The organism is Microbacterium aurantiacum (genome assembly GCF_021654035.1).
GTDB classification, from domain to species: Bacteria; Actinomycetota; Actinomycetes; order Actinomycetales; family Microbacteriaceae; genus Microbacterium; species Microbacterium aurantiacum.
The window spans coordinates 1-25,942 of record NZ_JAJPDW010000007.1; the positions used below are offsets into that span (position 1 = coordinate 1).

24 protein-coding genes and 1 tRNA gene are annotated in these 25,942 nt (G+C 67.5%); 8 read left to right on the forward strand and 17 right to left on the reverse strand.

Annotation, left to right across the window (positions count from 1 at the left end):
- From LTL01_RS12990 to LTL01_RS13010, 5 genes are all read right to left on the reverse strand, one after another.
- Positions 1 to 331 (reverse strand): DUF2461 family protein (locus LTL01_RS12990; RefSeq protein ID WP_236968870.1); only part of this gene is annotated, 331 nt, incomplete at its 3' end.
- Positions 328 to 675, reverse strand: coding sequence for a TfoX/Sxy family protein (locus LTL01_RS12995; protein ID WP_236968871.1), 348 nt, complete (start codon positions 673 to 675; stop codon positions 328 to 330). The genes LTL01_RS12995 and LTL01_RS12990, both read right to left, overlap by 4 nt.
- Before the next feature lie 14 nt (positions 676 to 689).
- Positions 690 to 1,049, reverse strand: coding sequence for a nuclear transport factor 2 family protein (locus LTL01_RS13000; protein WP_236968872.1), 360 nt, complete (start codon positions 1,047 to 1,049; stop codon positions 690 to 692).
- Between the two features lie 46 nt (positions 1,050 to 1,095).
- Positions 1,096 to 1,530: an SRPBCC family protein gene (locus tag LTL01_RS13005; protein ID WP_236968926.1), complete on the reverse strand. Its 435-nt coding sequence runs from the start codon at positions 1,528 to 1,530 to the stop codon at positions 1,096 to 1,098.
- A complete protein-coding gene (locus LTL01_RS13010; RefSeq protein ID WP_236968873.1) occupies positions 1,523 to 1,858 on the reverse strand; it encodes an ArsR/SmtB family transcription factor in 336 nt (111 codons plus the stop codon). Before LTL01_RS13010 ends, LTL01_RS13005 begins: the two co-directional genes overlap by 8 nt.
- Positions 1,859 to 2,313: 455 nt before the next feature.
- On the opposite strand from LTL01_RS13010, the gene LTL01_RS13015 reads away from it, so the two are divergent.
- The 3 genes from LTL01_RS13015 (at position 2,314) to LTL01_RS14945 (ending at position 3,694) form a co-directional block, all read left to right on the forward strand.
- Positions 2,314 to 2,595, forward strand: a complete 282-nt coding sequence (locus tag LTL01_RS13015) for a hypothetical protein (RefSeq protein ID WP_236968874.1) — start codon at positions 2,314 to 2,316, stop codon at positions 2,593 to 2,595.
- Positions 2,596 to 2,663: 68 nt separating this feature from the next.
- Entirely contained in the window at positions 2,664 to 2,909 is a 246-nt protein-coding gene (locus LTL01_RS13020; protein ID WP_053547470.1) for a hypothetical protein, read from the forward strand.
- Between the two features lie 254 nt (positions 2,910 to 3,163).
- On the forward strand, positions 3,164 to 3,694 hold the full coding sequence (locus tag LTL01_RS14945) for a P-loop nucleotide/nucleoside kinase family protein (RefSeq protein WP_082334647.1): 531 nt from the start codon (positions 3,164 to 3,166) through the stop codon (positions 3,692 to 3,694).
- A gap of 40 nt (positions 3,695 to 3,734) precedes the next feature.
- Here the strand turns inward: LTL01_RS14945 and LTL01_RS13030 are convergent, their stop codons facing one another.
- Complete coding sequence (locus LTL01_RS13030) at positions 3,735 to 4,499, reverse strand: AAA family ATPase (protein ID WP_053547469.1); 765 nt, start codon at positions 4,497 to 4,499, stop codon at positions 3,735 to 3,737.
- 609 nt (positions 4,500 to 5,108) lie between these two features.
- Positions 5,109 to 5,480: a hypothetical protein gene (locus tag LTL01_RS13035; RefSeq protein WP_236968876.1), complete on the reverse strand. Its 372-nt coding sequence runs from the start codon at positions 5,478 to 5,480 to the stop codon at positions 5,109 to 5,111.
- Positions 5,481 to 5,807: 327 nt separating this feature from the next.
- Here LTL01_RS13035 and LTL01_RS13040 point away from each other — a divergent pair, with 327 nt between their 5' ends.
- Genes LTL01_RS13040 through LTL01_RS13050 form a run of 3 tightly spaced genes read left to right on the forward strand, consistent with a single transcriptional unit; the run spans position 5,808 to position 8,915 of the window.
- Positions 5,808 to 6,965: a GTPase family protein gene (locus LTL01_RS13040; protein ID WP_236968877.1), complete on the forward strand. Its 1,158-nt coding sequence runs from the start codon at positions 5,808 to 5,810 to the stop codon at positions 6,963 to 6,965.
- A 53-nt stretch (positions 6,966 to 7,018) separates the two neighbouring features.
- Positions 7,019 to 7,522: a hypothetical protein gene (locus LTL01_RS13045; RefSeq protein ID WP_236968878.1), complete on the forward strand. Its 504-nt coding sequence runs from the start codon at positions 7,019 to 7,021 to the stop codon at positions 7,520 to 7,522.
- A 58-nt stretch (positions 7,523 to 7,580) separates the two neighbouring features.
- Positions 7,581 to 8,915, forward strand: coding sequence for an MFS transporter (locus LTL01_RS13050; protein WP_372461350.1), 1,335 nt, complete (start codon positions 7,581 to 7,583; stop codon positions 8,913 to 8,915).
- A gap of 88 nt (positions 8,916 to 9,003) precedes the next feature.
- Here LTL01_RS13050 and LTL01_RS13055 read toward each other — a convergent pair whose 3' ends face one another.
- From LTL01_RS13055 to polA, 6 genes are all read right to left on the reverse strand, one after another.
- Positions 9,004 to 9,264, reverse strand: coding sequence for a DUF6458 family protein (locus LTL01_RS13055; RefSeq protein WP_053547465.1), 261 nt, complete (start codon positions 9,262 to 9,264; stop codon positions 9,004 to 9,006).
- 125 nt (positions 9,265 to 9,389) lie between these two features.
- Positions 9,390 to 10,154 carry an SGNH/GDSL hydrolase family protein gene (locus LTL01_RS13060; protein ID WP_236968879.1) on the reverse strand — a complete coding sequence of 255 codons (765 nt, stop codon included), beginning with the start codon at positions 10,152 to 10,154 and terminating at the stop codon, positions 9,390 to 9,392.
- Between the two features lie 19 nt (positions 10,155 to 10,173).
- A complete protein-coding gene (locus tag LTL01_RS13065; protein ID WP_236968928.1) occupies positions 10,174 to 11,505 on the reverse strand; it encodes an MFS transporter in 1,332 nt (443 codons plus the stop codon).
- Between the two features lie 51 nt (positions 11,506 to 11,556).
- Positions 11,557 to 12,612, reverse strand: coding sequence for an LLM class flavin-dependent oxidoreductase (locus LTL01_RS13070; RefSeq protein ID WP_236968880.1), 1,056 nt, complete (start codon positions 12,610 to 12,612; stop codon positions 11,557 to 11,559).
- Positions 12,613 to 12,710: 98 nt separating this feature from the next.
- A complete protein-coding gene (locus LTL01_RS13075) occupies positions 12,711 to 14,384 on the reverse strand; it encodes a DUF885 domain-containing protein (protein ID WP_236968881.1) in 1,674 nt (557 codons plus the stop codon).
- Positions 14,385 to 14,449: 65 nt separating this feature from the next.
- Entirely contained in the window at positions 14,450 to 17,089 is a 2,640-nt protein-coding gene (gene polA, locus LTL01_RS13080) for a DNA polymerase I (RefSeq protein ID WP_236968882.1), read from the reverse strand.
- Positions 17,090 to 17,147: 58 nt separating this feature from the next.
- Between polA and LTL01_RS13085 the strand changes: the two genes are divergently transcribed.
- Positions 17,148 to 17,573, forward strand: coding sequence for a hotdog fold thioesterase (locus LTL01_RS13085; protein ID WP_236968883.1), 426 nt, complete (start codon positions 17,148 to 17,150; stop codon positions 17,571 to 17,573).
- On the opposite strand, the gene LTL01_RS13090 is transcribed toward LTL01_RS13085, so the two are convergent.
- Complete coding sequence (locus LTL01_RS13090) at positions 17,574 to 18,185, reverse strand: ANTAR domain-containing response regulator (RefSeq protein WP_053547513.1); 612 nt, start codon at positions 18,183 to 18,185, stop codon at positions 17,574 to 17,576. It lies immediately after the preceding gene.
- A gap of 34 nt (positions 18,186 to 18,219) precedes the next feature.
- Here LTL01_RS13090 and LTL01_RS13095 point away from each other — a divergent pair.
- Positions 18,220 to 18,302 (forward strand) — tRNA-Leu (locus tag LTL01_RS13095).
- A gap of 67 nt (positions 18,303 to 18,369) precedes the next feature.
- Here LTL01_RS13095 and pyk read toward each other — a convergent pair.
- From pyk to gltB, 3 genes are read right to left on the reverse strand one after another with little or no spacing between them, the layout of a single operon-like run.
- Complete coding sequence (pyk, locus tag LTL01_RS13100) at positions 18,370 to 19,818, reverse strand: pyruvate kinase (protein ID WP_236968884.1); 1,449 nt, start codon at positions 19,816 to 19,818, stop codon at positions 18,370 to 18,372.
- A 45-nt stretch (positions 19,819 to 19,863) separates the two neighbouring features.
- The gene (locus LTL01_RS13105) at positions 19,864 to 21,330 is read right to left on the reverse strand and encodes a glutamate synthase subunit beta (RefSeq protein ID WP_053547458.1); all 1,467 of its coding nucleotides are present in this window, start codon (positions 21,328 to 21,330) and stop codon (positions 19,864 to 19,866) included.
- Positions 21,323 to 25,924, reverse strand: coding sequence for a glutamate synthase large subunit (gltB, locus tag LTL01_RS13110; protein WP_236968885.1), 4,602 nt, complete (start codon positions 25,922 to 25,924; stop codon positions 21,323 to 21,325). The genes LTL01_RS13105 and gltB overlap by 8 nt, the downstream gene beginning before the upstream one ends.
- Positions 25,925 to 25,942: the final 18 nt, after the last annotated feature.

Here is a 25,942-nt window from a genome sequence, read left to right on the forward strand (position 1 = left end):
ATGTCCGAAGAGCCCCATAACCGGTCACGATGCGCGTGGCGGAAACCTCGAGGTAATAGCCGATTCCGCCGACTGCTCGCGACTCGCTAGTCGCGCCTGTCCAGAGTTTGTACGGAGACTTGTCAGCGGAAAATCGCACGTCGCGGTTCGGCCGGAACATGCGCAACGGTCCGAACTCATTGGAGAGATCGGCAAGCAGTGATCGCATCGGTTTGCGGACGTCATGCTCCCACCTCTTCTTGTTCTCTCGCCAGAAAGACTTCGTGTTCGCAACCTCCAGGTCGGTGAAGAAGTCGAACAGCTCTGGCGGGAACCCATGGAATTCGCTCATGAATGAACGCCCGTGACCTCGCGGTTATACCGCAGCGCGACTCGAACCCAAGCTGAGAGTTGCTCCTCGTTCTCAATCGTTGCGGATGTGACTTCGATCCACCCTGGCCCCATGTCGCGCCCCGGGCCCATCTCGGCCTGTGTCGCTCCTGGCTGCGCGAGGAGCTCGTCGTGTTGAGCGCTGTCTACTCTTACAAGGAGGTTCCCGTCTTTGAGCGCGCTAACGATCATCTTCTCGTTCACCATCACGGATCTTCCGCCGAACATCGATACCTCGCGCATTACCCGCTCGTCGGCGAGCAATGCGCGGAGCCGCTGGACGAGCGAGTCCTGCTCGGGAGTCACGATCTTCTCTCGAGTCAGCCCTGCGGGGGCGGTCCGTAGGAGAGCCGATCGAAAATGAGCACGCTCTTGATGATCTTCCCGTCGGCAACGGTGAAGTACTCGGCTGCCGGAGTCGTCGCGGTTGCAGCGGTCTGCGGGTAGTAAAACAGCGCTACCCGGTCTCCATCCACGAACTCGGCGATATCCTCGATCCCGGTGACCATCGGGGCAAAGCCACCGATGAAATCGCGGTACGCATCTTTGCTATCCAGGTCGACGCCAGGGGCGCGACAAACGATGTCGTCTGAGACGTACCTCATTGCGGTGTCGATATCACCGCTCGTCCACGCCCGGTGATACTTCTGAACGGTGTTATATGCGGTGTCCTGAGCCATGAGCTACTCCAATTCTCTAATCTTTCGATAGCAACGACACGTTGGTTCATTCCGAAAGCGGTTGCCAGTGATCGGGGCCGACTTCGACACCAGCCCCGACAGCGGCGAGACGGGGAAGGAAGTTTGTCCACCCGTCAGCATGGCCGCGCACCTCAGCCTCCGGCAGGTCGGAGTGGCGGAGGTCCACACGTGTGCCGCTCGCAATTCGCGTGAGGCGGAAATCGACCGTAGAGGCTCCTGCAGGGAGATCTTCACTCCCGGCGAAACCCCACGACACCATGACTCGAGTCGGCCGTTCGACGCGCAGGTACTTCCCTCGGACTGGGTGGCCCGCAATGTTGACGGCGAACTGCCCGCCAGGAGTTGGATCGAGATCGGCGTACTGTCCCATCCAGGCCGTCATGCCCTCATTGGTGACCAGATACTCGAAGACCGCTTCCGGTGCAGCGGCGATCTCGATAGAGTCGCCAAACTCAGCCACGCTGGTCAACTTCCTTAGATTCGATCACGGCCTTCAGCGCGGCGAGTTTCCCCGGCCAGAACTCATCCAGATATGAGCGCACTGCCGTCAACCCATCCGTGTCGATCGCGAACAGATGCCGCGCCCCATCCCGCGTGCCGACCGCAAGTCGGGCATTGCGAAGCACACCGAGATGGTGCGATGCCGTCTGCTGCGAAAGGCCGAGTTCCTCCGCAATCACGCCAACCGGCTGCGGATCAGACCGAATCACGCGCAGAATCGCTCGCCGGTTGCCATCAGCCAGTGCACGCAAAGCCATGTCAAGATCTGCCGCTAGTTCTGCACTCATCGAGAACCTCCTTGCATGGTGAGTTCAACCTACCACAAGTGGTCACTTGTACATATGTGCATCGAAGTTACGTGCTGTCTCGGGCCGAGCCCGCTCTGGGCTAAGGCGCCGCTTGACTGGCGACCTGATAGGTGACGGGGCGGAGCGAGGTGCGTTCGCAGCAAGGGACGATCATCGTCGGATGCTTGAAAATACGCCGGTGTAGATTACGCCGGGTCAGCAGTAGAGGACGACGTATTTGCAAGCTTCGCAATTACGTCGGAAACGGGTAACACCTTTCTTCGCGGGGTGAGCTACCGTCAGCTTGGTCGATCGGTGGGCCGAGCGATCCTTGCCCGCGCCGGGGTGCTCGAGCGCGCCTGTGTCCGTCGCGCTGAACGATCCGCTTGCGAAGCAGGCCATGGCGATAGCCGGCACCTGGCAGCCCGTTCATTTCGGCTCAGTACGGTGGCCTCATGGACGAAGATCGTCGTAACCTGATGGCGCGCATCGAGATCATCAGCGCTTACATGAAAGCCCTCGAAGACCCCGAAAGGCTCATGCAGGTGTGCGCCGACATAGCGGGCGATGACGCCGACGCCAGGTCAGCCGTCGCCGCAGCATTCGAGGTCAGTGACTTCGCGGCCGATGCGATCCTGACCTTGCAAGTCAAGCGTTTCACGCCGAGGTCAATCGAGCAGATGCGGCGTGAGCTGGCCGACGCCAACCGTATTCTCCTCGACCTCGATGGGCCGTAGGTGGATCCCTGAACGGCGCACGGCCAAGCAAGTCGCTCGCACAGTGTCCTCGACGGGATGAACTCTCGATGAACACCGCTTTGCTCGTGCAGCCGGAGATCTACCATGTGGTCATGGCGGAACTCGTTGGAATCATCCTGATTGCCGTGTTCTTCCTGGCGGCCATCGGATGGCGGCTCCGCGAAGGCCTTCGCTGTCGTCATGCAGTTCGCGACGACACCCGTCGCGCGGGCGAGGCGATCGTGCCCTCGTCAAGCGCTGCAGCGCGACACGCGGAAGGCACCACGGCTTGGACTCGCATCTCGGGACCGTAGCCCGGACTTTCCAGCTCGCTTGAAACGCCGTGCCATTCGCGCAACAGCTCGTTGCGCGATCACCATTCTGAAGCCCCACTCCCTCCGGGTCTGCGAGGCGTATGCGGATCCGCTACCGCTTCTCTACGGACGACTCCTGAGCTGGCTGCCAACCAGACCACCCGGCAGACTTTGCTGGGGTCAATCGGCGACGCAACGCGAACGGTTCGGGATCTCAACGCGCGGAGAGGTTGGATGGCTACTGGAGGTAGTCCATGTCATCGATTTTCGTGTTGGTCGGCGGCTGGCCGGCTTCCGGCAAGTCGACCTTGAGCGTGGCGCTTTCGAAGGAACTGGAAGTGCCGTACCTGAGCAAGGATGAGGTCAAGGAATCGCTCATGGACGTCTTGGGCCCCCCGCGAACGGTCGAGGAATCTCGGCAACTGGGTGTCGCGGCTGTACATGCCGTATTGCGGATGGCTCGGAACTGTCCAGGCGCCGTCATTGACAGCACATGGTTCGAATACACGCGACCACTCGTCGATCGACTTCCAGGTCTGCGCGTGGAGATTCGTTGCGTTACGGACCGAGACACCGTCCGAGCACGGTACGCCGCTCGGATCCGCGATGCCCGGCACCTGGACAGCCTCCGTGAGGAGAGCGAGCTGTGGGGTCAGCGAGTTACTCCACTGCGGGTCGGGCCGCTCATCGAGGTCGATACAACGCATCCAGCTGACCCCGCCGCGCTTGCGAAACAGATCAGGTCGATGACGACCACAGATTTGCACGAAGAGAGACTCGAGTGATTGCACAGAGCGATCCCTTGACGGGGCGTCCCGGCCGTGCTCAGTCGAGCAGGTGCCGGAGGTATCGCTCCGGCGCCGCGAGGTACGACCTCCATTGGGCGACCAGTTCCAGGTCCTCCCAGCGCGACGGCCGCATGCCCCACTCGCCGACTTCGATGATCTTCGCACCGGGAAGGGACGCGAGGATCGGCGAGTGTGTGGCACACAGCACTTGGCCGCCGTCGGACGCGATGCGGTGCAGCGTAGCGATGAGGGTGAGCGTCGACCCGAACGACAGGGCCGCTTCGGGCTCGTCCAGGCAGTAGAAGCCGGGAGAGTCGAATCGCGTGTCGAGGATGGCGAGGAAGGACTCGCCGTGGCTCATCTCATGGAATATCGGCTCGGGACGGTCCGAGGGGTTCTCCTCGAGGTACGTGTAGAACGAGTGCATCGTCTCGGCCCGCAGGAAGTAGCCCCATTTGGGGCCGCCGACGCCGCGCTGCAGGCGCAGCCGCTCCGACAGGTCAGACTCGCTGGGTCGGGTGCTGTGGCGAGCGGAAGCCGAGCCACCCTCCGCCGAGAACCCGTAGGCCATCGCTACCGCCTCGACGATGGTGGACTTGCCCGAGCCGTTCTCGCCCACGAGGAACGTGACGCCAGGGTCCAGGGCGAGCCCTTCCTCGAGCAGCTGCGCGACCGCAGGAATCGTGTCAGGCCAGCGGCTGCGGTCGGCGGCGACTTCGTCGTCGCGCGGGCTCAGTGCAACGACCGGAGGTTGGCGAAAGTCGTCCCGACGCACCCTGGCAGTGTCGCACGGCGCACGCATGAACTACCGCGGCGAGCCGATCCACCGAACCCCACCTGTGCACGAGACGGCGTGATCAGGTCGGTGTAGACGCCCACACTGACAGCTTGAGTCGCGCAAGCCGATGGTGTCAGCGTCGTCCATCGCCTGATACCAACTCTTCTGCCGGCAGGACGTGCGCGGCGGCGGCGTGTAAGCGCCCACCTGGCCTGACATGACTCTCTCCGCCTGAAGACGCGCGCGCTTCTCCTCACGTCGCGGCTGCTGATCCCGGCGGGTCATGGGACCGAGCATATGACTAGGCGCGGATAGGCCCGTTTGATTAGCTACGCGAACCAGAAAAGACTGCGCCCGCATACCGGTCCTCCACTGCAACCCGCCCTGATGATCAAACACGCGACAGCGTGGGTGGGCTTGCGCCGATCCCAATTCTCGTAAGACCGGCCCGTTGAGGATTCGCGCAGAGGGGCGTCTTGTGGGCCACCGAAGTCTTTGGACAATCCTCGCGTCGGGTAGGCCACCCCTCCCCCGTCGTTAATGAGGAAACAGGTAACGCGGTTCCCCAGCAGTGTGCGACAGGCGGTCGCACACCACGCCCCCACCCACCGCCCTACCCGAAAGGTGCGTGTGTCACGGGAGCGCTTTCGCCTGAGACCGAGCAGGGCCCTCTCCACTGCCTCGATCGTCGACGGGACGGCGCAGATGAGTCTTCGTGGTCATGATGTAGCCGACGGCCGCGATCGCGTAGAACACGAGATCGGCGGCGACCTTACCCACCAGCAGCGCCCAGAGCGGCTCCGGCACGAGCCACAGCGCGACAGCGATCGCTCCGGGCCGCACGAGCAGACTGTCCAGCAGCTCGGCGGCGCCGAACTCCGCGGCGAGCAGCACGACGATGGCGGCGATCGCGCGCGCTCCCTTTCGGCCGCGCCGACGCTGCTCGACGAGGACCACCACCGCCAGGACTCCGTAGAAGCCGAGGTTCTCACCGACCGCGGCCACCGCCGGACCACGACGGGGTGCGCGCTGGTCTCCGTGACGGTGAGACCGGCCAGGACCAAGGCGGCGGTTCCCGCGATCTCCGCGGGAAGATATCGGCGAAGCCAGAACCGGATGCCGATGCGACGAGACCCGGATCGGCACGCGGCTTCTCCGGCACCGCCGGGACGACTGCTGCGGCGATGCTCTGCAGGATCGGCATCCGTTCCTCCTCGCCTCACAGGAGTCGCCGAACGCGCGAGGGGATACGTCGCTGGGGACCACTCCCCCGATGGGCGCGTATCGTGTGGACAGCGAGCACGACGCTCGCGGAAGGACGTTCACCGCCCCATGTCAGCCGACCCCTCCCGGCAGAAGCGCGAGATCGACCAGCGCCCGTTCCTCGAAGCGACCTCGGAGGCGAAGTCCCGCTACGGGCGATTCAACCTCGCGGTCATCGGCGGCACGGGCGTCGGCAAGTCCTCCCTGGTGAACGCGGTCTTCCAACGCGATTGGGCTGCGGTCGGGAAAGGCCTTCCCGTGACGAAGGGCGTCCGCTACTACCACGACGACTCGCTCGGCATCTGGGACATCGAGGGTTTCGAGATCGGGTCGGCCGTGCCGCCGCGAGAGCAGCTCCGCGACCATCTGAAGACCATCGAGCAGCACCCGCGCAACGAGCAGATCGCCGTGGTCTGGTACTGCGTGAAGGCGAACGACGATCGCCTCACGCGCGCCGACATCGAGATGATCCAGGAGCTCGACGCGCGCGGACTTCCCGTCATCCTTGTGCTGACCAAAGTCGACTGGGAGCGGAACGCCCTCACGGGAAGCCGACGCCCCACGAAGGGAACACGGGAGTTCATCTCCTGGCTCGAGGAGCCCGTCGACGAGAACGGCCAGCCGATCACCATCCCGTTCGCCGGGGTCATGCCCACCTCCACGCGCGAGAGAGATGGAAAGGGCACGGGCCACGGGCTCGGTGATCTCGTCGCGGAGACCCTCGCGCTGTCGCCCGCTGACGTTCAGGACGCGTTTCGCATCGCGCAGCGACTCAACCTCCCCTGGAAGCGCGAGATGGCGCGCCCGATCATCAACGGCGCCGCAGGACTCGCCGCCGGAGTCGCGGCGACGCCGATTCCCGTCGGCGATGCGCTGGCCCTGGCGCCGATCCAACTCGGGATGATGGGGCGCATCGCAGCGATCTACGACCTCGAGCTGAAGACGATGATGTCCGCGGGCGCGCTCGCTCAACTGGGAGTCCAGATCACCGGCCAGGCTCTCGCGCGGAGCGTCCTGAAGCTGATCCCCGGCGCGGGGAACGCGGTGAACGCCAGTGTCGCCGCGGCGTTGACGGTGGCGATGGGCGAGGGATGGATGCGCCTGTGCGAGCAGGTGCACACCGGCAAGCTCGATCTGGCGAAGGTCGGCGACGCGTGGGGCGATTTCGTTCCGGGCGCGCTCGATGTCGTCCGGAAGATGGCCCAGCAGCGGGTCGGCAAGAAGTAAGCCGCCGATCCCATCCCGCGGCGGACGCACGGCATCCGCTCTAGGGTGAAGGCATGACGCGACAGCGACCACGCACGGGCATGCTGGCGATCCTGGGAACGATCGCCGTGATGATCTACGCCGCGGTGGCGATGCTGCAGATCCTGGTGTGGAACCCTCTGGCGGCTGCACCGGGCCTCTCGCTGACGGAGATCCACGAGGCGATGTCCGCCGCCGGCGAGGGTGTCTTCGCCCCGGGGGTGATCGGGTTCCTCCTCGTAGGACCCCTCATCGCGGCGTTCCTGCTGATCGCCGCCCGGCGTCCCGATGCGACACCGACCGCGACGACGCTCGGCTATCTCGGACTCCTCGCCGCAGGCGCGGGGGCGTACTTCCTCGCCTCCTTCGGCCCGGGGATGGCGCTCGCGGACACGTTCCTCATCGGCGGAGCGGATGCCGCACCCGCCGGGTGGATCCTCATCGGCGTCAGCACCCTGTCCGCGCTCACGTTCGCGGGAATCGGCGCGCTGGTCGCTTTCCGCGGGCGGACCGGACGCCGCGCGCTGCCCGCAACCTGACGCTGCAACCCCGACCGGCGGACGGGACTGGTGTGCGCGGCGGAGTAGCGTAGACACCGTGTCCTTCCGCGCTGCCCTCCCCCGCGCGGACGGCCCGGGATGGCGCGCTTGGCTGATCTGGGGTGTCGGGGTGGCGGCGTACATGCTCGCCGTCATCAACCGCAGCTCCCTGTCCGCCGTCGGTGTGGACGCGGCGGAGCGCTTCACCGCGGATGCCGCGACCCTGTCGATGTTCGCCGTGATCCAACTCGCGGTCTACGGCGGGATGCAGATCCCGGTGGGGCTTCTTCTCGATCGCTACGGGGCGCGGCCGATCATGACGGCCGGGATGATCCTGATGGCGGTGGGACAGCTCACCCTGGCCCTCTCCCCCAGCGTCGGGGTGGCGATTCTCGCCCGTGCACTCCTCGGCGCCGGCGACGCCGCCGTGTTCCCGAGCGTCCTCCGCCTCGTCGCCACCTGGTTCCCCGCCCAACGCGCGCCGGTCATGAGTCAGCTCACCGGGCTCGTGGGCCAGGCGGGGCAACTCCTCGCGATCGCACCGCTGGCGGCTCTCCTGCACGCCACGAGTTGGGAGATCGCCTTCGGCTCGATCGCCGGCCTCTGCGTGCTGTTCGCGATCCTCGTCGCCCTGCTCATCCGCAACCACCCGCCGGATCGCGCCGCGGACGTCTCGGTGAACACCGAGACCGGGGCGATCAAGATCGTTCGCTCGTCGGTCGACACCGGGGTCGGCATCCGTGCGGCCTGGGCGCATCCCGGCACCCGGCTTGCGTTCTGGTCGCACTTCACCACGCCGTTCGCCGGCACCGCGTTCGTCCTCCTCTGGGGAATGCCGTTCCTCACCGCCGGCGAAGGGCTCTCCCCCGCGCAGGCGGCGTCGCTCCTGTCGTTGTATGTCGTGATCGGAATGTCGATTGGCCCGCTGGTCGGCGACCTCTCCCGACGCATTCCGCATCTTCGCTCACGCGCGCTCGTGCTCCCCGCCGTCGGCATCCAGGCATTGGTGTGGAGTGTGGTGATCGCATGGCCGGGACCTGCGCCGATCTGGAGCCTCTATGCCCTCGCGTTCGCCCTCGCGATGGGCGGCCCGGCGTCGATGATCGCGTTCGATCACGCGCGCACCCACAATCCGGCTCATCGCCTCAGCACGGCGACCGGCATCACGAATGTGGGAGGCTTCCTCGCCGCGCTCATCGCGATCTTCGCGATCGGTCTCGCACTCGACCTGCAGGGCGCGGGAACTCCGGACACCTACACGCTCGACGCCTTCCGACTCGCCTTCCTCACCCAGTTCCCTCTGTGGGCGATCGGCGCCACGTTCATCGTCATCGAGCGGCGCCGCACACGCGTGCACATCGGGTGGGATGATCCTCGGCCGAAACGACGCTGAGCCCCATCAGCCCTCCCGCCGCCGCGGAACGACGAAACCCCCGTGAGAGCAGTGCTCACGAGGGTTTCGTACAGTCGACGGTGCGGGGTCAGAGACCCGCGGCGTCGTCGCTGGCGCTGGTGGAGCGGCGCGTGACACGCTCTCCCCCGGCGGAATCGGTCGTGCGGGTGACGGAGTCGACCGACCGGCGACGCATCATCAGGACGAGACCGATGACGAAGATGACCGCGCCCGCGATCATGAGGATGTAGCCGATCATGTCCAGGTTGACCCACTGGACATCGACGTTGACGGCGAAGGCGAGGATGGCGCCGACGGCGAAGAGGAAGATTCCCGCTCCGATGCTCATGCGAGGTTCCTTTCCGGGGCCGGGACGTGCGCCCTCCCCTGTACGAGACGGATGTCGTCCCTCCACGAGTGTGGCGCTTCCCGCGTGTTCACTGGGAGGCCTTGACAGCGGCCCGCATTTGTGGATCAGGCGTCGGAGCTCGGCGCGACCGTCACCCACTCGGCGAACTTCGGCATCCGCCCGTCTCCGGACGACGTGCGGGCGAGCCGCCGACGCACCCACGGGGCCACATGCTCCCGGTAATATGCCGCGCCCCGCGCGCCGGTCGGAGCGAGCTCCGGAAGCGACCACCACGCTGCCGGCGGCTCGAATCCCAGTGTCGAGAGCACCCGCGCGGCCACACGATGGTGCCCCCGGGCATTCATGTGCAGACGGTCCTCCGACCAGTAGGGCGGCGTGGCCAGCTCGCGATCCGGCCAGTTGAGCGCGCGGAGCACATCGGGGTGCGCCGAGAACCGTTCGACCACGGCGGCAGAGAGAACGTCACCGCGCTGTCGCACCAGCCGGCCGAGAGGCAACTGCCCCGAGGGATTCGCACCCGACAGCAGGATGAGCTGCACTCCCTCCTGTGCGCAACGCAGACGCACGCGGTCGAAAGCCTCGACGATCGCCGCGATGCTCGTGCGGGGGCGCAGCATGTCGTTGCCGCCGCCGTTGAACGACAGGTGTGTGGGCTTCAGTGCCAGCGCGGGCTCGAGCTGCTCGTCCACGATCGGCCAGACGAGCTTCCCGCGAATGGCGAGATTGGCATACTCGACCGGCGCATCGGAGGCGTTCGCCCAGCCCTCGGCGACGAGATCGGCCCACCCGCGCACAGTACCGTCCGGCAGTTCGTCACCCAACCCCTCGGTGAAGGAGTCGCCGATCGCCACGAAGCGCACAGAAGACATCCCGACAGCCTACGACCGCTCAGCGATCGTCGAGACTCGCGCCGCGACGATCCACCAGTCCCCACGCGGCGATCGCCGCGACGGCGAAGAAGGCCCCGAACACGACGAACAGCAACGGCGCGCCTCCTCCGGCGAGCAGCGGCGGAACCGTGAGGGGCGCGATGATCGAGGCCATCCGGCCGACCCCGGCCGCCCAACCGGCGCCTGTCGCGCGGAGGGAGGTCGGATACATCTCCGGTGTCACGGCGTACAGCGCTCCCCACGCCCCGAGGTTGAAGAACGACAGGGCCATTCCCGCGCCGATGATCATCGCGACGCTGTCGGCCGTGCCGAAGACGAGAGCGGATGCCGCGGACCCGACGAGGAACACGGACAGCGTCGCGCGCCGGCCCCACACCTCCACGAGCCACGCCGCGACGGCGTAGCCCGGCAGCTGCGCGAGCGTGATCACGAGGGTGAACCCGAACGAGCGCACCAGATCGTACCCGTGCGACACCAGGATCGACGGAATCCAGATGAAGGCACCGTAGTAGGAGAAGTTCACGCAGAACCACACGATCCACAGGCTCGCCGTGCGGGCACGGAACTCCCGGCGCCACAACCCGGACACGCCACTTCCAGCATCCGGGTGCGCGTTCTCGCTCGTGCGCTCGACGACGCGACCCGTCGCGGAACGGGTACGACCCCCGGTGGCACGGATGCGCCGCGCCGCATCCTCGAAACTGCGCACCACGCGATCGGCATCGTCGTGACGCCCACGGCGCGCGAGCCATCGCGGCGACTCCGGCAGCCCCCATCGCACGGCGAGGGCGTAGGCGGCGGGGATGGCGCCGATGGCGAACGCCCATCTCCAGCCGTCGTCGGATGCCGGGATCACGAGGAATCCGATGACGGCGGCGGCCGTCCAGCCGACCGCCCAGAACGCCTCCAGGATCACGATGACGCGACCGCGGATTCTAGCGGGCGCGAACTCCGAGACATAGGTCGATGCGACCGGGAGTTCCGCCCCCAACCCGAGCCCCACCAGGAAGCGGAACACGAGCAGGGCCGCAAGGCCCGTGACGAGCGCACTCGCACCCGTGGCGATCCCGTAGACGAGAAGAGTGAGCGCGAAGATCTGGCGGCGCCCGAACCGGTCGGCGAGCAGCCCGCCGAGGGTGGCGCCGATCGCCATGCCGACGAATCCGATCGAAGCGATCCACGCGGTCTGAGACGGCTCCAACTGCCACTGCACGGCCAGCGCCGCGATGATGAACGAGATGAGCCCGACATCCATCGCGTCGAGGGCCCAGCCGATCCCGGACCCCGTCAGAACCCGGAGGTGACGGCGGGTGAACGGCAGCGCGTCCATCCGGGCCGACGTGTCAGAGGCGCTCGGGGTGTCGGTGCTCACTGGCTCATGTTAGAGCGCGATCGGCACCGCGTCGCGCTCCCGGGCCTCGGCGACCAGCTCGCGAACACGGGGGATCACCTCGGTTCCGAACAGCTCGATGGAGCGCATGAGCTTCTCGTGCGGAAGCGTTCCGTTGGAGTACTTCAAGTCGAAGCGATCCAGTCCGAGCGCGAGCACCGTATCGGCGATCTTGCGCGCGACGCGCTCCGGCGAGCCGGAGTAGATGGCGCCCTCGCCCACGTCCTGCTGGAAACGCAGACGGTTGTACGGAGGCCACCCGCGTTCGCGACCGATCGTGGTGAACATCACGTCGAACGCGGGGTAGGCCTCCTCCCACGCCTGCTCGTCCGTGTCGGCGATGTGCCCCGGGGAGTGCACGCCGATCGGCCGCGCGTCATGGCCGAACTGGGCGAGCGAACGACGGAACAGGTCGGCGTAGGGCGCGAAGCGGGCGGACGGGCCGCCGATGATCGCGAGCATGAGCCCGAACCCGTATCGGGCGGTGCGGACGACGGACTCCGGGGAGCCGCCGACGCCGATCCAGGCCGGCATCCCGTTCTCCGTCTTGGGAAAGACCTCGGTGCCCTGAAGCGGCCGCCGTGTGGTCCCCTGCCAGGTGACGGGCTCTTCCTTCAACAGTGCCGCGAGGAGGTCCAGCTTCTCTTCGAAGAGGACGTCGTAGTCCTTCAACTCGTAGCCGAAGAGCGGGAAGGATTCCGTGAAGGAACCGCGTCCGAGGATCGGCTCGGAGCGTCCGTTCGACAGCGCATCCAGCGTCGCGAAGCGCTGGAAGACACGCACCGGGTCATCGGAGGAGAGCACCGTGACGGCGGTGCCCAGACGGATGTTCTTCGTGCGCGATGCGATCGCGGCGAGCACGATCTCCGGGCTCGACACCGCGTACTCGGTGCGGTGATGCTCCCCCACGCCGAAGAAGGCGATCCCCAGCTCATCGGCGAGGGCCGCCTGGTCGACGACATTGCGCAGCGTCTGCGCGTGAGAGAGCAGCTCGCCGTCGGAATCGACGGTGACGTCCCCGAAGGTGTGCAGTCCGAACTCGATCATGGATCGTCCTTTCTATTCGCACGAATAGAACGTGTGCGGGTTCAGCCTATTCCCTCGGAGGCGCCACCGTCGTCACCGCTGCGTCGCCGGTGCGCCGATCAGCGGGCGAGCGCCTCACGGAGAGTGTCCAGACCGACACCACCGACGTCGAGCGCGCGCTTGTGGAAGTCCTTGATCGAGAAGGCCGCGCCCTCGCGCTCGGCGACATCGTCGCGCAGCTGCTCCCAGATGCGCTGCCCCACCTTGTAGGACGGCGCCTGCCCGGGCCAGCCGAGGTAGCGGTTGACCTCGAAGCGCACGAACTCGGCAGGCATGTTCACGTTCTGGCTCATGAACTCCAGCGCGAACGGCGCATCCCAGGCGGCGGCACCGTCCGGACGCTGCTTCTCGAGGTGGACGCCGATGTCGAGCGCGACGCGCGCGGCACGCATGCGCTGCCCATCGAGCATGCCCAGGCGGTCGGCGGGGTCATCCAGGTAGCCCAGCTGCTCCATCAGGCGTTCGGCGTACAGAGCCCACCCCTCGGCATGGCCGGATGTTCCGGCAAGAAGCCGGCGCCAGGAGTTCAACTGGCCGCGGTTGTACACCGCCTGCGCGATCTGCAGGTGATGCCCCGGAACGCCCTCGTGGTACACCGTCGTCAGTTCCCGCCAGGTGTCGAACTCCTCGACCCCCTCCGGAACCGACCACCACATGCGTCCCGGTCGCGAGAAATCGTCGGTCGGTCCGGTGTAGTAGATGCCGCCTTCCTTGGTCGGGGCGATCATGCATTCGAGCTTGCGGATCGGATCGGCGATGTCGAAGTGGGTCCGCCCCAGCTCCTCGACCGCGCGATCGCTGACCCGCTGCATCCATTCCTGCAGCTGCGCCGTGCCGTGGAGCTTGCGCGCGTCGTCCTTCTCGAGGAAGGCCACCGCCTCCTCGACGCTCGCCCCGGGCAGGATCTCGTTCGCGATCGCTTCCTGCTCCGCGACCATGCGCGCGAGCTCCTCGACACCCCACTCGTAGGTCTCGTCGAGATCGATCTCCGCCCCGAGGAACCGGCGGGAGTGGAGGGCGTAGAGGTCGCGTCCGACGGCGTCCTTCTCCTCGGCGACGGGAGCGAGTTCCGAGGTGAGGTACGCGGCGAGCGTGTCGTAGGCGACCCGCGCGGCGCCCGCGCGATCGGCGAGATCGCGCGCGAGGGATGCGGGGAGCTGCCCTTCCGCCGGCGCAGCCTCCGCCGTGAACTCGGCGAAGAAGCCGGAGTCGTCGGTGTAGCGCGCGATCTGGGCCGCGACCTCGACGACCTGTCGTCGCGCCGGAACCACGCCGCGCGCCGCACCTTCGCGGAGCGTCGCGACGTATCCCTCGATCGCGACGGGGAGCGCGCCCAGCCGCTCCGAGATGACCGACCAGTCCTCGGGGGTGTCGGTGGGCATCAGATCGAAGACGGCACGGATGTCCTGCGCGGGCGAGGCGATGACATTGAGGTCGCGCAGATGCCACTGGGCGTCGGCGAGCTCCAGATCGAGCTCGAGCTCGCGCGAGAGGTCGGCCTTCGTCACGCGGTCGATGTCGTCGACGGGCTCCGCAGCGGTGAGTTCCGCGAGCGTGGACCGCGCGGCGGCCACGACCCGCTCGTGCCCCTCGGGGCTGTAGTCGCCGTAACGGCCGTTGTGCTCGAAGCGACCGATGTAGGTCGCGACGGTCGGTTCCAGCTCGGCGATGGTGTCGACCCACGCGTCGGCGATCGTGTCGATCGGCGTGGGCGTCCGGGAGTTCTCAGTCATGGATTCGAGCCTAGGCAGGCGCGTGCGACCGCGCCAGCCGCCCACGCCGCGCGGACGTTCCCGACTCAGTGCCCGGCGGTGTCCCAGTCCCCGCCGCGCCCGATCTGGACGTCCAGCGGAACCGTGAGGTCCGCAGCATCCGCCATCCGGACCCGCACGATCTCCTCGACCCGATCCCACTCCCCCGCGGCGACCTCGACGACGAGTTCGTCGTGGATCTGCAGAAGCACGCGCGAACCGAGGCCCTGGCTCATCAGCTCCTCGTGGATGCGGAACAGCGCAATCTTCATGATGTCGGCGGCACTCCCCTGGATCGGGGCGTTCAGCGCGGCGCGCTCCGCGTTCTCGCGAAGGACGCGGTTCGGGCTCGCGAGATCGGGGAACGGCCGGCGACGACCGAAGATCGTCTCCGTGTAACCGTCGATCCGGGCCTGCTCCACCGAGGACCGGAGGTAGTCGCGCACCGCACCGAAGCGCGCGAAGTACTCCATCATCAGCTGTTTCGCCTCCGACTGCTCGATGCGCAGCTGCTTGGACAACCCGAACGCCGACAGGCCGTAGACCAGACCGTAGGACATGGCCTTGACCTTGGTGCGCATCGCAGGGGTCACTTCTTCCGGAGCGACCGCGAACACGCGGGCACCGACGAATCGATGCAGGTCTTCGCCCGACCGGAACGCCTCGATGAGGCCCGGGTCCTCCGACAGGTGCGCCATGATGCGCATCTCGATCTGCGAGTAGTCCGCGGTCAGCAGCGTCTCGTACCCGTCGCCGACCTCGAACGCGGCGCGGATGCGTCGACTCTCCTCGGTGCGGATGGGGATGTTCTGCAGGTTGGGATCGGTGGAACTCAGACGGCCGGTTTGACTCCCGGTCTGGACGTAGGTGGTGTGGATGCGACCGTCGGCGGCGATGGCGCCGTCGAGGGACTCGATGATCTGGCGGAGCTTCGTCGCCTCCCGGTGCTGCAGGAGGAGGCTGAGGAAGGGGTGCGGGTGGGATTCCTGCAGATCGGCGAGGACCGCCGCGTCCGTGGAGTAGCCGGTCTTGGTCTTCCGGGTCTTCGGAAGCTCGAGCTCGTCGAAGAGCACTTCCTGCAGCTGCTTCGGCGAACCGAGATTCACTTCGCGCCCGATGGCCGCGTAGGCCTGCTGGGCGATGCCGTCGGCGCGCGCGGCGAGCTCCGCGGAGAAGCCGGAGAGCTTCTCGTGCGACACCGCCACACCCGCGAGCTCCATGTCGGCGAGGGTCGAGAGGGTCGGCAGCTCGATGTCGGTCAGCACCGAGGCCACGGATGCCGGCAGCTCGGCGCGGAGGGCATCGGCGACCCGCAGCGTGAACCAGGACAGCTGACCGGGAGTCGCCCCCTCGTTCTCCGGCACCAGTTGCGACGGGTCGGCTTCGGGGAGCTTCTCGTCGAGGTAGCGGTCGACGAGGTCGGCGAGGGTCTTGTCGGGGAGGCTCGGGCGGAGGAGCCATCCGGCGATGACGGTGTCGAACGCCAGGTTCGTCACCGTGATCCCGGCGCGGCGCAGCGCCTTGATCTGCGTCTTGGCGTCGCTGAACGCCTTCGGGGTCTCGCTCGCGAACCAGTCGCGGAGACCGTCGGCGAGATCGTCGGACCAGTCCGCCTCGACGGCGGCGGACGTTGTGGCCAAGCCGATGCGGTGCGGCAGACCGCCTTGGACGACCACCGTCACACCGATGACGCCTTCGGCGGCGGCGAGCCACTCCGTCACCGCGCCGGCATTCACAGTGGGCGACGCCGGGAGGGGCTCCGCGTCGGCAGCCGGGGGCGCTCCCACCGACGGGTCGAGGCCCGCGACCTCGAACACCCGCGGGAGGAGGGTGCGGAACTCCAACCGCGCGAAGATGTCGCGCACCGCCTGGGCGTCCATCGGCTGGACGGCGAGGTCGGCGGGAGTCACGGGAAGCTCGACGTCGCGCATGAGACGGTTCAGCATCCGGTTGCGGCGCACGTCGTCGAGGTGCTCGCGCAGGTTACCGCCGACGACGCCCTTGATGGTGTCGGCGCCGTCGAGGAGCGCGTCGAGCGAGCCGAACTGGGTGAGCCACTTCACCGCCGTCTTCTCCCCCACCTTCGGCACACCGGGGAGGTTGTCGCTCGTCTCGCCGACGAGGGCTGCGATGTCCGGGTACTGCTCGGGCGGGACGCCGTACCGCTCGATGACGGCCTCGCGGTCGTAGCGCTTCAGCTGGGAGACGCCCTGCACGTTCGGGTAAAGCAGGGTCACGTCGTCGTTGACCAACTGAATGGTGTCGCGGTCACCCGAGCACACGAGGACATGGAACCCGGCCGCGGCGCCCTCGGCGGCAAGGGTGGCGAGGATGTCGTCGGCCTCGATGTCCTCCTGCTGGAGCACCGGGATGCTCATGGCGGCGAGACACTCCTGCAGGAGCGGGATCTGCCCCTTGAACTCCGCCGGCGTCTCCGAACGATTCGCCTTGTACTCGGGGTACTCACGGGTGCGGAACGACTGTCGCGAGGTGTCGAAGGCCACGGCGAGGTGCGTCGGACGCTCGGCCTTGATGAGGTTCACCAGCATCGACAGGAAGCCGTAGATGCCGTTGGTGTGCTGACCGTCTTTGGTCGAGAAGTTGTCGACCGGCAGCGCGTAGAAGGCCCGGTATGCCAGCGAATGGCCGTCGACGACGAGGAGGGTAGGCTTTGCGGAGTCCGTCACCCTGCAAGCCTAGACGGGGCATCCGACGGCCGAATCTCCTCCGACGGAAGGCGCCGCGATGACCGCAGACTCACCCCGTGACGACGGCCTCGAGTGGGCGCTCAGCCGAGGGATCGGCGCCCTCGCCGAGAAGATGGGGTTCGAGTGGGTGACGTTCACGGCGGATCGCGCCGTGGCGAGGATGCCGGTCGAGGGCAACACGCAGCCGGTGGGCCTCTTTCACGGCGGAGGCTATGTCGTCCTCGGGGAGTCGCTCGGCTCGATGCACGCGAATTTCCTCGCCGGCCCGGGGCGCCTGGCCGTCGGCGTCGACATCAACGCCACCCATACCCGATCGGCCACTCGCGGGTGGGTCACCGGTGAGTGCGTTCCTCTGCACGCCGGGCGAAGCCTCACCGTGCACGAGATCGTCGTGCGCGATGACGAGGGTCGGCGCTGCTCGACGGTGCGGATCACGAACATGATCCGAGACCTCGCGGGCTGATCAGCCCTTCTTGGGAGCCAGCTGCTCGATGATCGCCTTCGCGACGTCCTGCATCGTCAGGCGGCGATCCATCGACGCCTTCTGGATCCAACGGAACGCCTCGGGCTCGGACAGCCCCATCTTCTCGTTCAGCAGCCCCTTGGCCCGGTCGACGAGCTTGCGGGTCTCGAAGCGCTCGACCATGTCGGCGACCTCGGTCTCGAGGGTGATGATCTGCTCGTAGCGGGCCAGCGCGATCTCGATCGCGGGGAGGAGGTCGTTCGGCGTGAAGGGCTTCACGACGTAGGCAAGGGCTCCGGCCTCGCTGGCGCGCTCGACGAGCTCCTTCTGGCTGAACGCGGTGAGGAGCACCACGGGGGCGATGTGGTTCTTGCTCAGCTTCTCGGCGGCGGAGATGCCGTCGAGCTGCGGCATCTTGACGTCCATGATGACGAGGTCGGGGCGCAGCTCGGTGGCAAGGGCCACGGCGGTCTCTCCGTCACCGGCCTCGCCGACCACGTCGAAACCGTTGTCGCGAAGAATCTCGACGATGTCGAGTCGGATGAGCGACTCATCCTCGGCGACGACGACGCGACGGGGGGTGGGTGCCGTGGTGGTTTCCTGCTCAGTCACCATTGAATCCTACGGTATGGTCGTTCGCGGACCAGCCGGTGTGGCGGAATGGCAGACGCGACCGACTCAAACTCGGTTGCCCGCAAGGGCGTGTGGGTTCGACTCCCACCACCGGCACGTCGAAAAAGATACGCCGAGAACGACGAAGCGGCCGCCGGATACCCGGCGGCCGCTTCGTCGTGTGTCACGCTTCCGATTTGTAGATGGGCGCGTTGCCGTTGACGGCGTCGCCGACCTTGTGGATGCGGATGTCGTTGGTGGACCCGATGATCCCGGGAGGGGATCCGGAGATCACGACGACCTTGTCGCCGACCTCGGCGAGCTTGTTGTCGAGGAGGTAGTTGTCCACCTGGATGAACATCAGGTCGGTGTGGGCGACGTGCTCGACGAGCGTCGACTGCACACCCCACGTGAGGGCCATGCGACGACGGATCGCCGGGTCCGGCGCGAAGCCGAGGATCGGGATGTTCGGGCGCAGGCGCGACATGCGCCGCGCGGTGTCACCGGACTCGGTGAACAGGCACAGGTACTTCGCGTCGACGAACTCCGCGACCTCCATGGCCGCCAGGGTGATCGCACCACCCTGGGTGCGGGGCTTGGTCGTGAGCGGCGCGATGCGCTCGAGACCGTGCTCCTCGGTGGAGGCGATGATGCGGGCCATGGTCTCGACCACGACGACGGGGTACGCGCCGACGCTGGTCTCACCGGACAGCATCACCGCGTCGGCACCGTCGAGGACGGCGTTGGCGACGTCGCTGGTCTCGGCCCGGGTGGGAACGGGGCTGCTGATCATCGACTCGAGCATCTGCGTCGCGACGATGACCGGCTTGGCCATGCGGCGACACAGCTCCACCGCGCGCTTCTGCACGATCGGGACGGCCTCGAGCGGGAGCTCCACGCCCAGGTCGCCGCGGGCGACCATGATGCCGTCGAAGGCGTCGATGATCTCCTCGAGGTTGTCGACCGCCTGCGGCTTCTCGATCTTGGCGATGACGGGGACGCGGACGCCCTCCTCCGCCATGATCTCGTGGACGCGCTGGACGTCCTTGGCGTCGCGCACGAACGACAGGGCGATGAGATCCGCCCCCGCTCGCAGACCCCAGCGCAGGTCGGCCTCGTCCTTCTCCGACAGGGCGGGGACGTTGACGGCGACGCCGGGGAGGTTGATGCCCTTGTTGTTCGAGACGGGGCCGCCGACGATCACCTTGGTGGTGACGACCGTGCCGTCGGTCTCGACGACCTCGACACGGACCTTGCCGTCGTCGATGAGGAGGAAGTCGCCGGGCTTGACGTCCTGCGGCAGGCCCTTGAAGGTCGTCGAGACGATGTCCTTGGTGCCGGGGATGTCCTCGACCGTGATCTTGAAGATGTCGCCGGGTGCGAGCTCGTGCGGACCGTTCTCGAACCGCCCGAGGCGGATCTTCGGGCCCTGCAGATCGACGAGGGCGGCGACTGCGCGGCCGGCATCCTCTGCGGCCTTGCGCACGTTGGCGAAGTTGTTGTCGTGGACCGAGTAGTCCCCGTGGCTCAGGTTGAAGCGGGCGACGTCCACACCGGCGTCGATGATGGCGCGAACCATCTCGTACGACGATGTGGCCGGACCCAGCGTGGCGACGATCTTGGCGCGTCTCATCCGTGGATTCTCCGGGTGGGTAGGGGGCGAAGTGCCGGGGCCAGCCTACGCGGGCTGCAGACCGATCGCGACATCATGCGGTCCGACCGGAGCGGGCAGCTCGGTCTCCCCCATGAGGAAGCGGTCGACGTGCGCCGCGGCGGCGCGACCCTCGGCGATGGCCCACACGATCAACGACTGGCCGCGGCCGGCGTCGCCGGCGACGAACACGCCGGGAGCGGTGGTCTGGTAGTCGTTCTCACGGTGGACGTTTCCGCGATCGGTGAACTGCGCGCCGAGCTGCTCCTCGAGGTGCGCGCGCTCGGGGCCGGTGAAGCCCATCGCGATGAGGACCAGGTCGGCGGGGATCTCGCGCTCCGTGCCGCTCTTGGGCACGCGGCGACCGTCGACGAACTCCGTCTCGGCCACACGGAGCGCGCGGACCTCGCCGACGTCGTTCCCGAGGAACTCCACCGTCGATGCGAGGTAGCTGCGCTCACCGCCCTCTTCGTGCGCGGAGGCGATCTCGAACAGCGTCGGGCTCATCGGCCAGGGCTGGTTCTCCGGCCGCTCCTCGGGAGGGCGGCGTCCGATCGCGAGGTTGGTGACGCTGAGCGCACCCTGACGGTGCGCGGTGCCGATGCAGTCCGCTCCGGTGTCACCGCCGCCGATGACGACGACGTGCTTGCCTTCGGCGAGGATCTGGTTGGCCGGGGCGTCACCCGCCACGGCGCGGTTCGATTCGACGAGGTACTCCATGGCGAAATGGATGCCGTCGAGATCGCGCCCGGGGATCGCGAGCTCCCGGGGAAGCGTCGCTCCGGTCGCGACCACGACCGCGTCGTACCGGGCACGCAGGTCGCTCCACGAGATGTCGCGGCCGACCTCGACGCCGGCGCGGAACCGCGTGCCCTCGTCCTGCATCTGCCGGAGCCGGGACTCGAGGTGACGCTTCTCCATCTTGAAGTCGGGGATGCCGTACCGGAGGAGTCCGCCGATGCGGTCGTCGCGCTCGTACACCGCCACGGTGTGGCCGGCGCGCGTCAGCTGCTGGGCGGCGGCGAGTCCGGCGGGGCCGGAACCGACCACGGCGACGGTCTTGCCGGTCAGGCGACCCGGCGGCTCGGGCTCCACCCAGCCGCGGGTGAAGGCCTCGTCGATGATCGACACCTCGACCTGCTTGATGGTCACCGGCGGCTGGTTGATCCCCAGGACGCACGAGCTCTCGCACGGCGCCGGGCACAGACGCCCGGTGAATTCAGGGAAGTTGTTCGTCGCGTGCAGGCGCTCGATCGCCGCGCGTCCCTCGCCACGCCACGTGAGGTCGTTCCACTCGGGAATGAGGTTCCCCAATGGGCAGCCCTGGTGGCAGAACGGCACGCCGCAGTCCATGCAGCGCCCCGCCTGACGGCGGAGGACCGCGCTGTCGCCGGGCTCGTAGACCTCTTTCCAGTCCATGATGCGCACCGGCACGGGCCGCCGCGGGGGCAGCTCTCGGTCGGTGACTTTCAGAAAGCCTTTGGGATCAGCCACCGGTCACCTCCAGGATGCGGCTCCAGACGACGTCGCCGTCGGGGTCCAGCCCCTCGGCGGCCGCCGCCTGGCGGGTCTGCAGAACCGCGGCGTAGTCGCGCGGCATGACACGGACGAAGTTGTCCAGTTCGGTCTCGAAGTCCGCGAGCATCGCCGCGGCGAGGGTCGAGTCGGTTTCGGCGACGTGCTGCTGCAGCAGGTCGCGGAGGATCTCGGCGTCACCGGAGCCCAGCGGACCGAGTTCGAGCTCTCCGCTCGCCAGCGCCTCGCGATTCACCAGTGCCTCATCGAGCTTGTACACGTACGCGGTTCCTCCCGACATGCCGGCCCCGAGGTTGCGCCCGGTCGTGCCGAGGATGACGGCGAGTCCGCCGGTCATGTACTCGAGCGCGTGGTCGCCGACACCTTCGACGACGGCGGTGGCACCGGAGTTGCGGACGAAGAAGCGCTCACCCACCACGCCGCGCAGGAACATGGTCCCCTGCGTGGCGCCGTAGCCGATCACGTTGCCCGCGATCACGTTCTTCGAGGCGTCGAAGGTCGCCGCACGCGGCGGGCGGACGACGATCTGTCCCCCCGAAAGCCCCTTGCCGACGTAGTCGTTGGAGTCGCCCTCAAGTCGCAGGGTGATCCCCGCGGGCATGAAGGCGCCGAACGACTGACCGGCGGATCCGGTGAGGTTCACCTCGATCGTTCCCGACGGCAGTCCGTTCTCCCCCTGCACGCGCGTGACGTGGTGGCCGAGCAGCGTACCGACCGCCCGCGCGGTGTTGCGGATCGGCAGGTCCACGACGAGATGCCCGCCGTGGGCGATGACGTCCTGAGCTCGCTCGATGATCTGCATGTCGAAATGCTCGTCGAGCTCGTGATCCTGCACGCGGCCGCTGCGGCGCGGCTCGGAGTCCGCGAACGCCGGTCCCTCCAGCACGGGGGCGAGGTTCAGCCCGCTCGCCTTCCAGTGCTCCACGGCACCCTCGATGTCGAGGAGCTCGGTGTGGCCGATGATCTCGTCGAGCGAGCGGTAGCCCAGCGCCGCGAGGTACTCCCGCACCTCTTCGGCGACGAACTCCATGAAATTCACGACGAACTCGGGCTTGCCCGTGAACCGGGCGCGCAGGGTCGGGTTCTGCGTGGCGACACCCACCGGGCACGTGTCCAGGTGGCAGACACGCATCATGATGCACCCGGAGACGACCAGCGGAGCCGTGGCGAAGCCGAACTCCTCGGCGCCGAGCAGAGCACCGATCACGACGTCGCGACCGGTCTTGAGCTGACCGTCGACCTGCACGACGACCCGGTCGCGCATGCCGTTGAGCATCAGGGTCTGCTGCGTCTCGGCGAGACCCAGCTCCCACGGCGTCCCGGCGTGCTTGAGGGAGTTCATCGGGCTCGCTCCGGTGCCGCCGTCGTGCCCCGAGACGAGGATGACGTCGGCGAGGGCCTTGGCGGTTCCGGCGGCGACCGCACCGATCCCCGACTGGCTGACCAGCTTCACGTGGATCCGGGCGGCGGGGTTCGCGCGCTTGAGGTCGAAGATCAGCTGCTTGAGGTCCTCGATCGAGTAGATGTCGTGGTGCGGGGGCGGCGAGATGAGGCCGACACCGGGGGTTCCTCCGCGCGTCCGGGCGATCTGCGGGTACACCTTCTGGGGCGGGAGCTGACCTCCCTCGCCGGGCTTGGCGCCCTGGGCGAGCTTGATCTGGATGTCATCCGCCTCGGTGAGATACAGGCTCGTGACGCCGAACCGTCCGGAGGCGACCTGCTTGATCGCGCTCCGCCGCTCCGGGTCCAGGAGCCGCTCGACGTCTTCGCCGCCCTCACCCGTGTTGGACTTCGCGCCGATGCGGTTCATCGCGATCGCGAGCGTCTCGTGCGCTTCCTTCGAGATCGAGCCGTAGCTCATCGCCCCCGTGGAGAACCGCTTGACGATGGATGCGACGGACTCCACCTCGTCCAGAGGAACCGGAGTCCGGCCTTCGGTGCGCAGCCGGAACAGCCCTCGGAGGGTCTTCAGCTCCTCCGCCTGGTCGTCGACCATCCGCGTGTACTCGCGGAAGATGTCGTAGCGGCGCGTCCGGGTGGCGTGCTGGAGGCGGAACACCGTCTCGGGGTTGAACAGGTGCGGCGCGCCGTCACGGCGCCACTGGTACTCGCCGCCGGTCCACAGGCGCTCGTGCGCGCGCACCGCTCCGTCCTCGGGGTACGCGTACGCGTGGCGCGCGGCGTTCTCCGCCGCGATGACGTCCAGACCGATGCCGCCGAGCTTGGACTCGGTGCCCGTGAAGTACGTGTCGACGAAGTCCTCCGACAGACCCACGGCCTCGAAGACCTGCGCACCGGCGTAGGAGGACACCGTGGAAATGCCCATCTTCGACATGATCTTCAGCACACCCTTGCCGAGGGCGTAGATCAGGTTCTTCACGGCCTTCTGAGGCGTGACACCGGTGATGAAGCCGGCGCGGACGAGATACTCGACCGTCTCCATCGCGAGATACGGGTTGACCGCCGAGGCGCCGTAGCCGATCAGGGTGGCGACGTGGTGCACCTCACGGACGTCGCCGGCCTCGACGACGAGACCGCACTTCATCCGGGTCTGCTTGCGGATGAGGTGGTGGTGCACGGCCGCGAGCATCAGCAGCGACGGGATCGGCGCGAGGTCCTTGTTGGAGTCGCGGTCGCTCAGGACGATGAACTCCGCGCCGTCCTCGATGGCCTGGTCGACCTCCGTGCACATCTGCTCGAGGCGCTTCTTCATCCCCTTGTGCCCGGCTTCGACGCGGTACAGACCACGGATGGTCACCGACGTGCGGCCCGGCAGCGCCGTGTCGATGTGCTGGATCTTCGCGAGCTCGTCGTTGTCGATCACGGGGAAGTCGAGGGTCACCGTGCGCGTGTGCTCCGGCCCCCACTCCAGGAGGTTGCGCTCCGGCCCGAGACCGAGCGACAGAGAGGTGACGACCTCTTCGCGGATGGAGTCCAGGGGCGGGTTGGTCACCTGCGCGAACTGCTGCGTGAAGTAGTCGAAGAGCAGGCGCGGGCGCTCGCTGAGGACCGCCACCGGCGTGTCGCTGCCCATGGCGCCGAGCGGCTCGGCGCCCGTCTGCCCCATCGGGGTGAGCAGGATCCGGACCTCTTCCTCTGTGTAGCCGAAGGTCCGCTGGCGGCGCGTGATCGACGCGATCGGGTGCACGATGTGCTCGCGCTCGGGGAGGTCGGCCAGACGCACACGACCGGCGTCCAGCCACTCGCGCCACGGGTGGAGCCGCGCGAGCTCGCCCTTGATCTCCTCGTCCTCGATGATGCGCCCCTGAGCGGTGTCGACCAGGAACATGCGTCCGGGCTGGAGGCGTCCGCGGCGCTTGATGCGCTCGGGGGCGAAGTCCAGCACTCCGGTCTCGCTGCCGATGACGACGAGGCCGTCGGTGGTCTCGGTCCAGCGCCCCGGGCGCAGACCGTTGCGGTCGAGGGTCGAGCCGACGACGGTGCCGTCGGTGAAGATCAGCGCCGCCGGTCCGTCCCAGGGCTCCATCTGCATGGAGTGGTACTCGTAGAAGGCTCGGAGGTCGGGGTCGACGTCGGCCTGCTTCTCGTAGGCCTCGGGGACCATCATCATCACGGCATGCGGCAGGCTCCGCCCCGTGAGGGTCAGCAGCTCCAGCACCTCGTCGAAGGATGCCGAGTCGCTCGCGCCCGGGGTGCAGATGGGCAGCAGCGGGTCGATGTGACCGAGGAGGTCGGACTCCAGCTGCGACTGTCGCGCCCGCATCCAGTTGCGGTTGCCCTTGACGGTGTTGATCTCGCCGTTGTGCGCGAGCATCCGGAGCGGCTGCGCGAGCGGCCACGACGGGAACGTGTTCGTGGAGTAGCGGGAGTGCACGACGGCGAGTTCCGATGCGAAGCGCTCGTCCTGCAGGTCCGGATAGAAGGGCTCGAGCTGCAGGGTGGTGACCATGCCCTTATAACCGAGGGTGCGCGCGGAGAGGGTCACGAAATACGCGTCGAGCTCGGTCCTCGCGCGCTTGCGCAGGCGGAACGCGCGGCGGTCCAGGTCGATTCCGGAAAGCGCCGGCGCGTCGCCCACGGCGGGCCGGGAGACGAACAGCTGCTCGAAGACGGGACGCGCGGCGAACGCGAGCTTGCCGAGGTTCTCCTCCTCGGTGGGGACCTCGCGCCAACCGAGGACGGTGAGTCCCTCGGACGCGGCGATCTTCTCGATCCCCGCCTTCTGCGACGCCCGTGCGTCGTCATCGCGGGGCAGGAACACCATTCCGGCGGCGTACTCACCCACCGTCGGCAGATCGAAGGGAACCACCGCACGCAGGAACGCGTCCGGCATCTGCGTGAGGATCCCCGCCCCGTCGCCGGTTCCGGCGTCGGAGCCGATCGCCCCGCGGTGCTCGAGGTTCCGCAGCGCCGTGAGCGCCAGGTCGATGATGTCGTGACCTGCTTCACCGCGCAGGGTGGCGACCATCGCCAGTCCGCACGCGTCCTTCTCGAAATCCGGGTTGTACATTCCCTGCTTGCGCGGGAACCCGGACAGCCCGGATGCCGGGGTGCTCGCCTCGGGGGCGTTGCGACGGGGGCTCGATGCCATACCAACCGTCCTCACGTT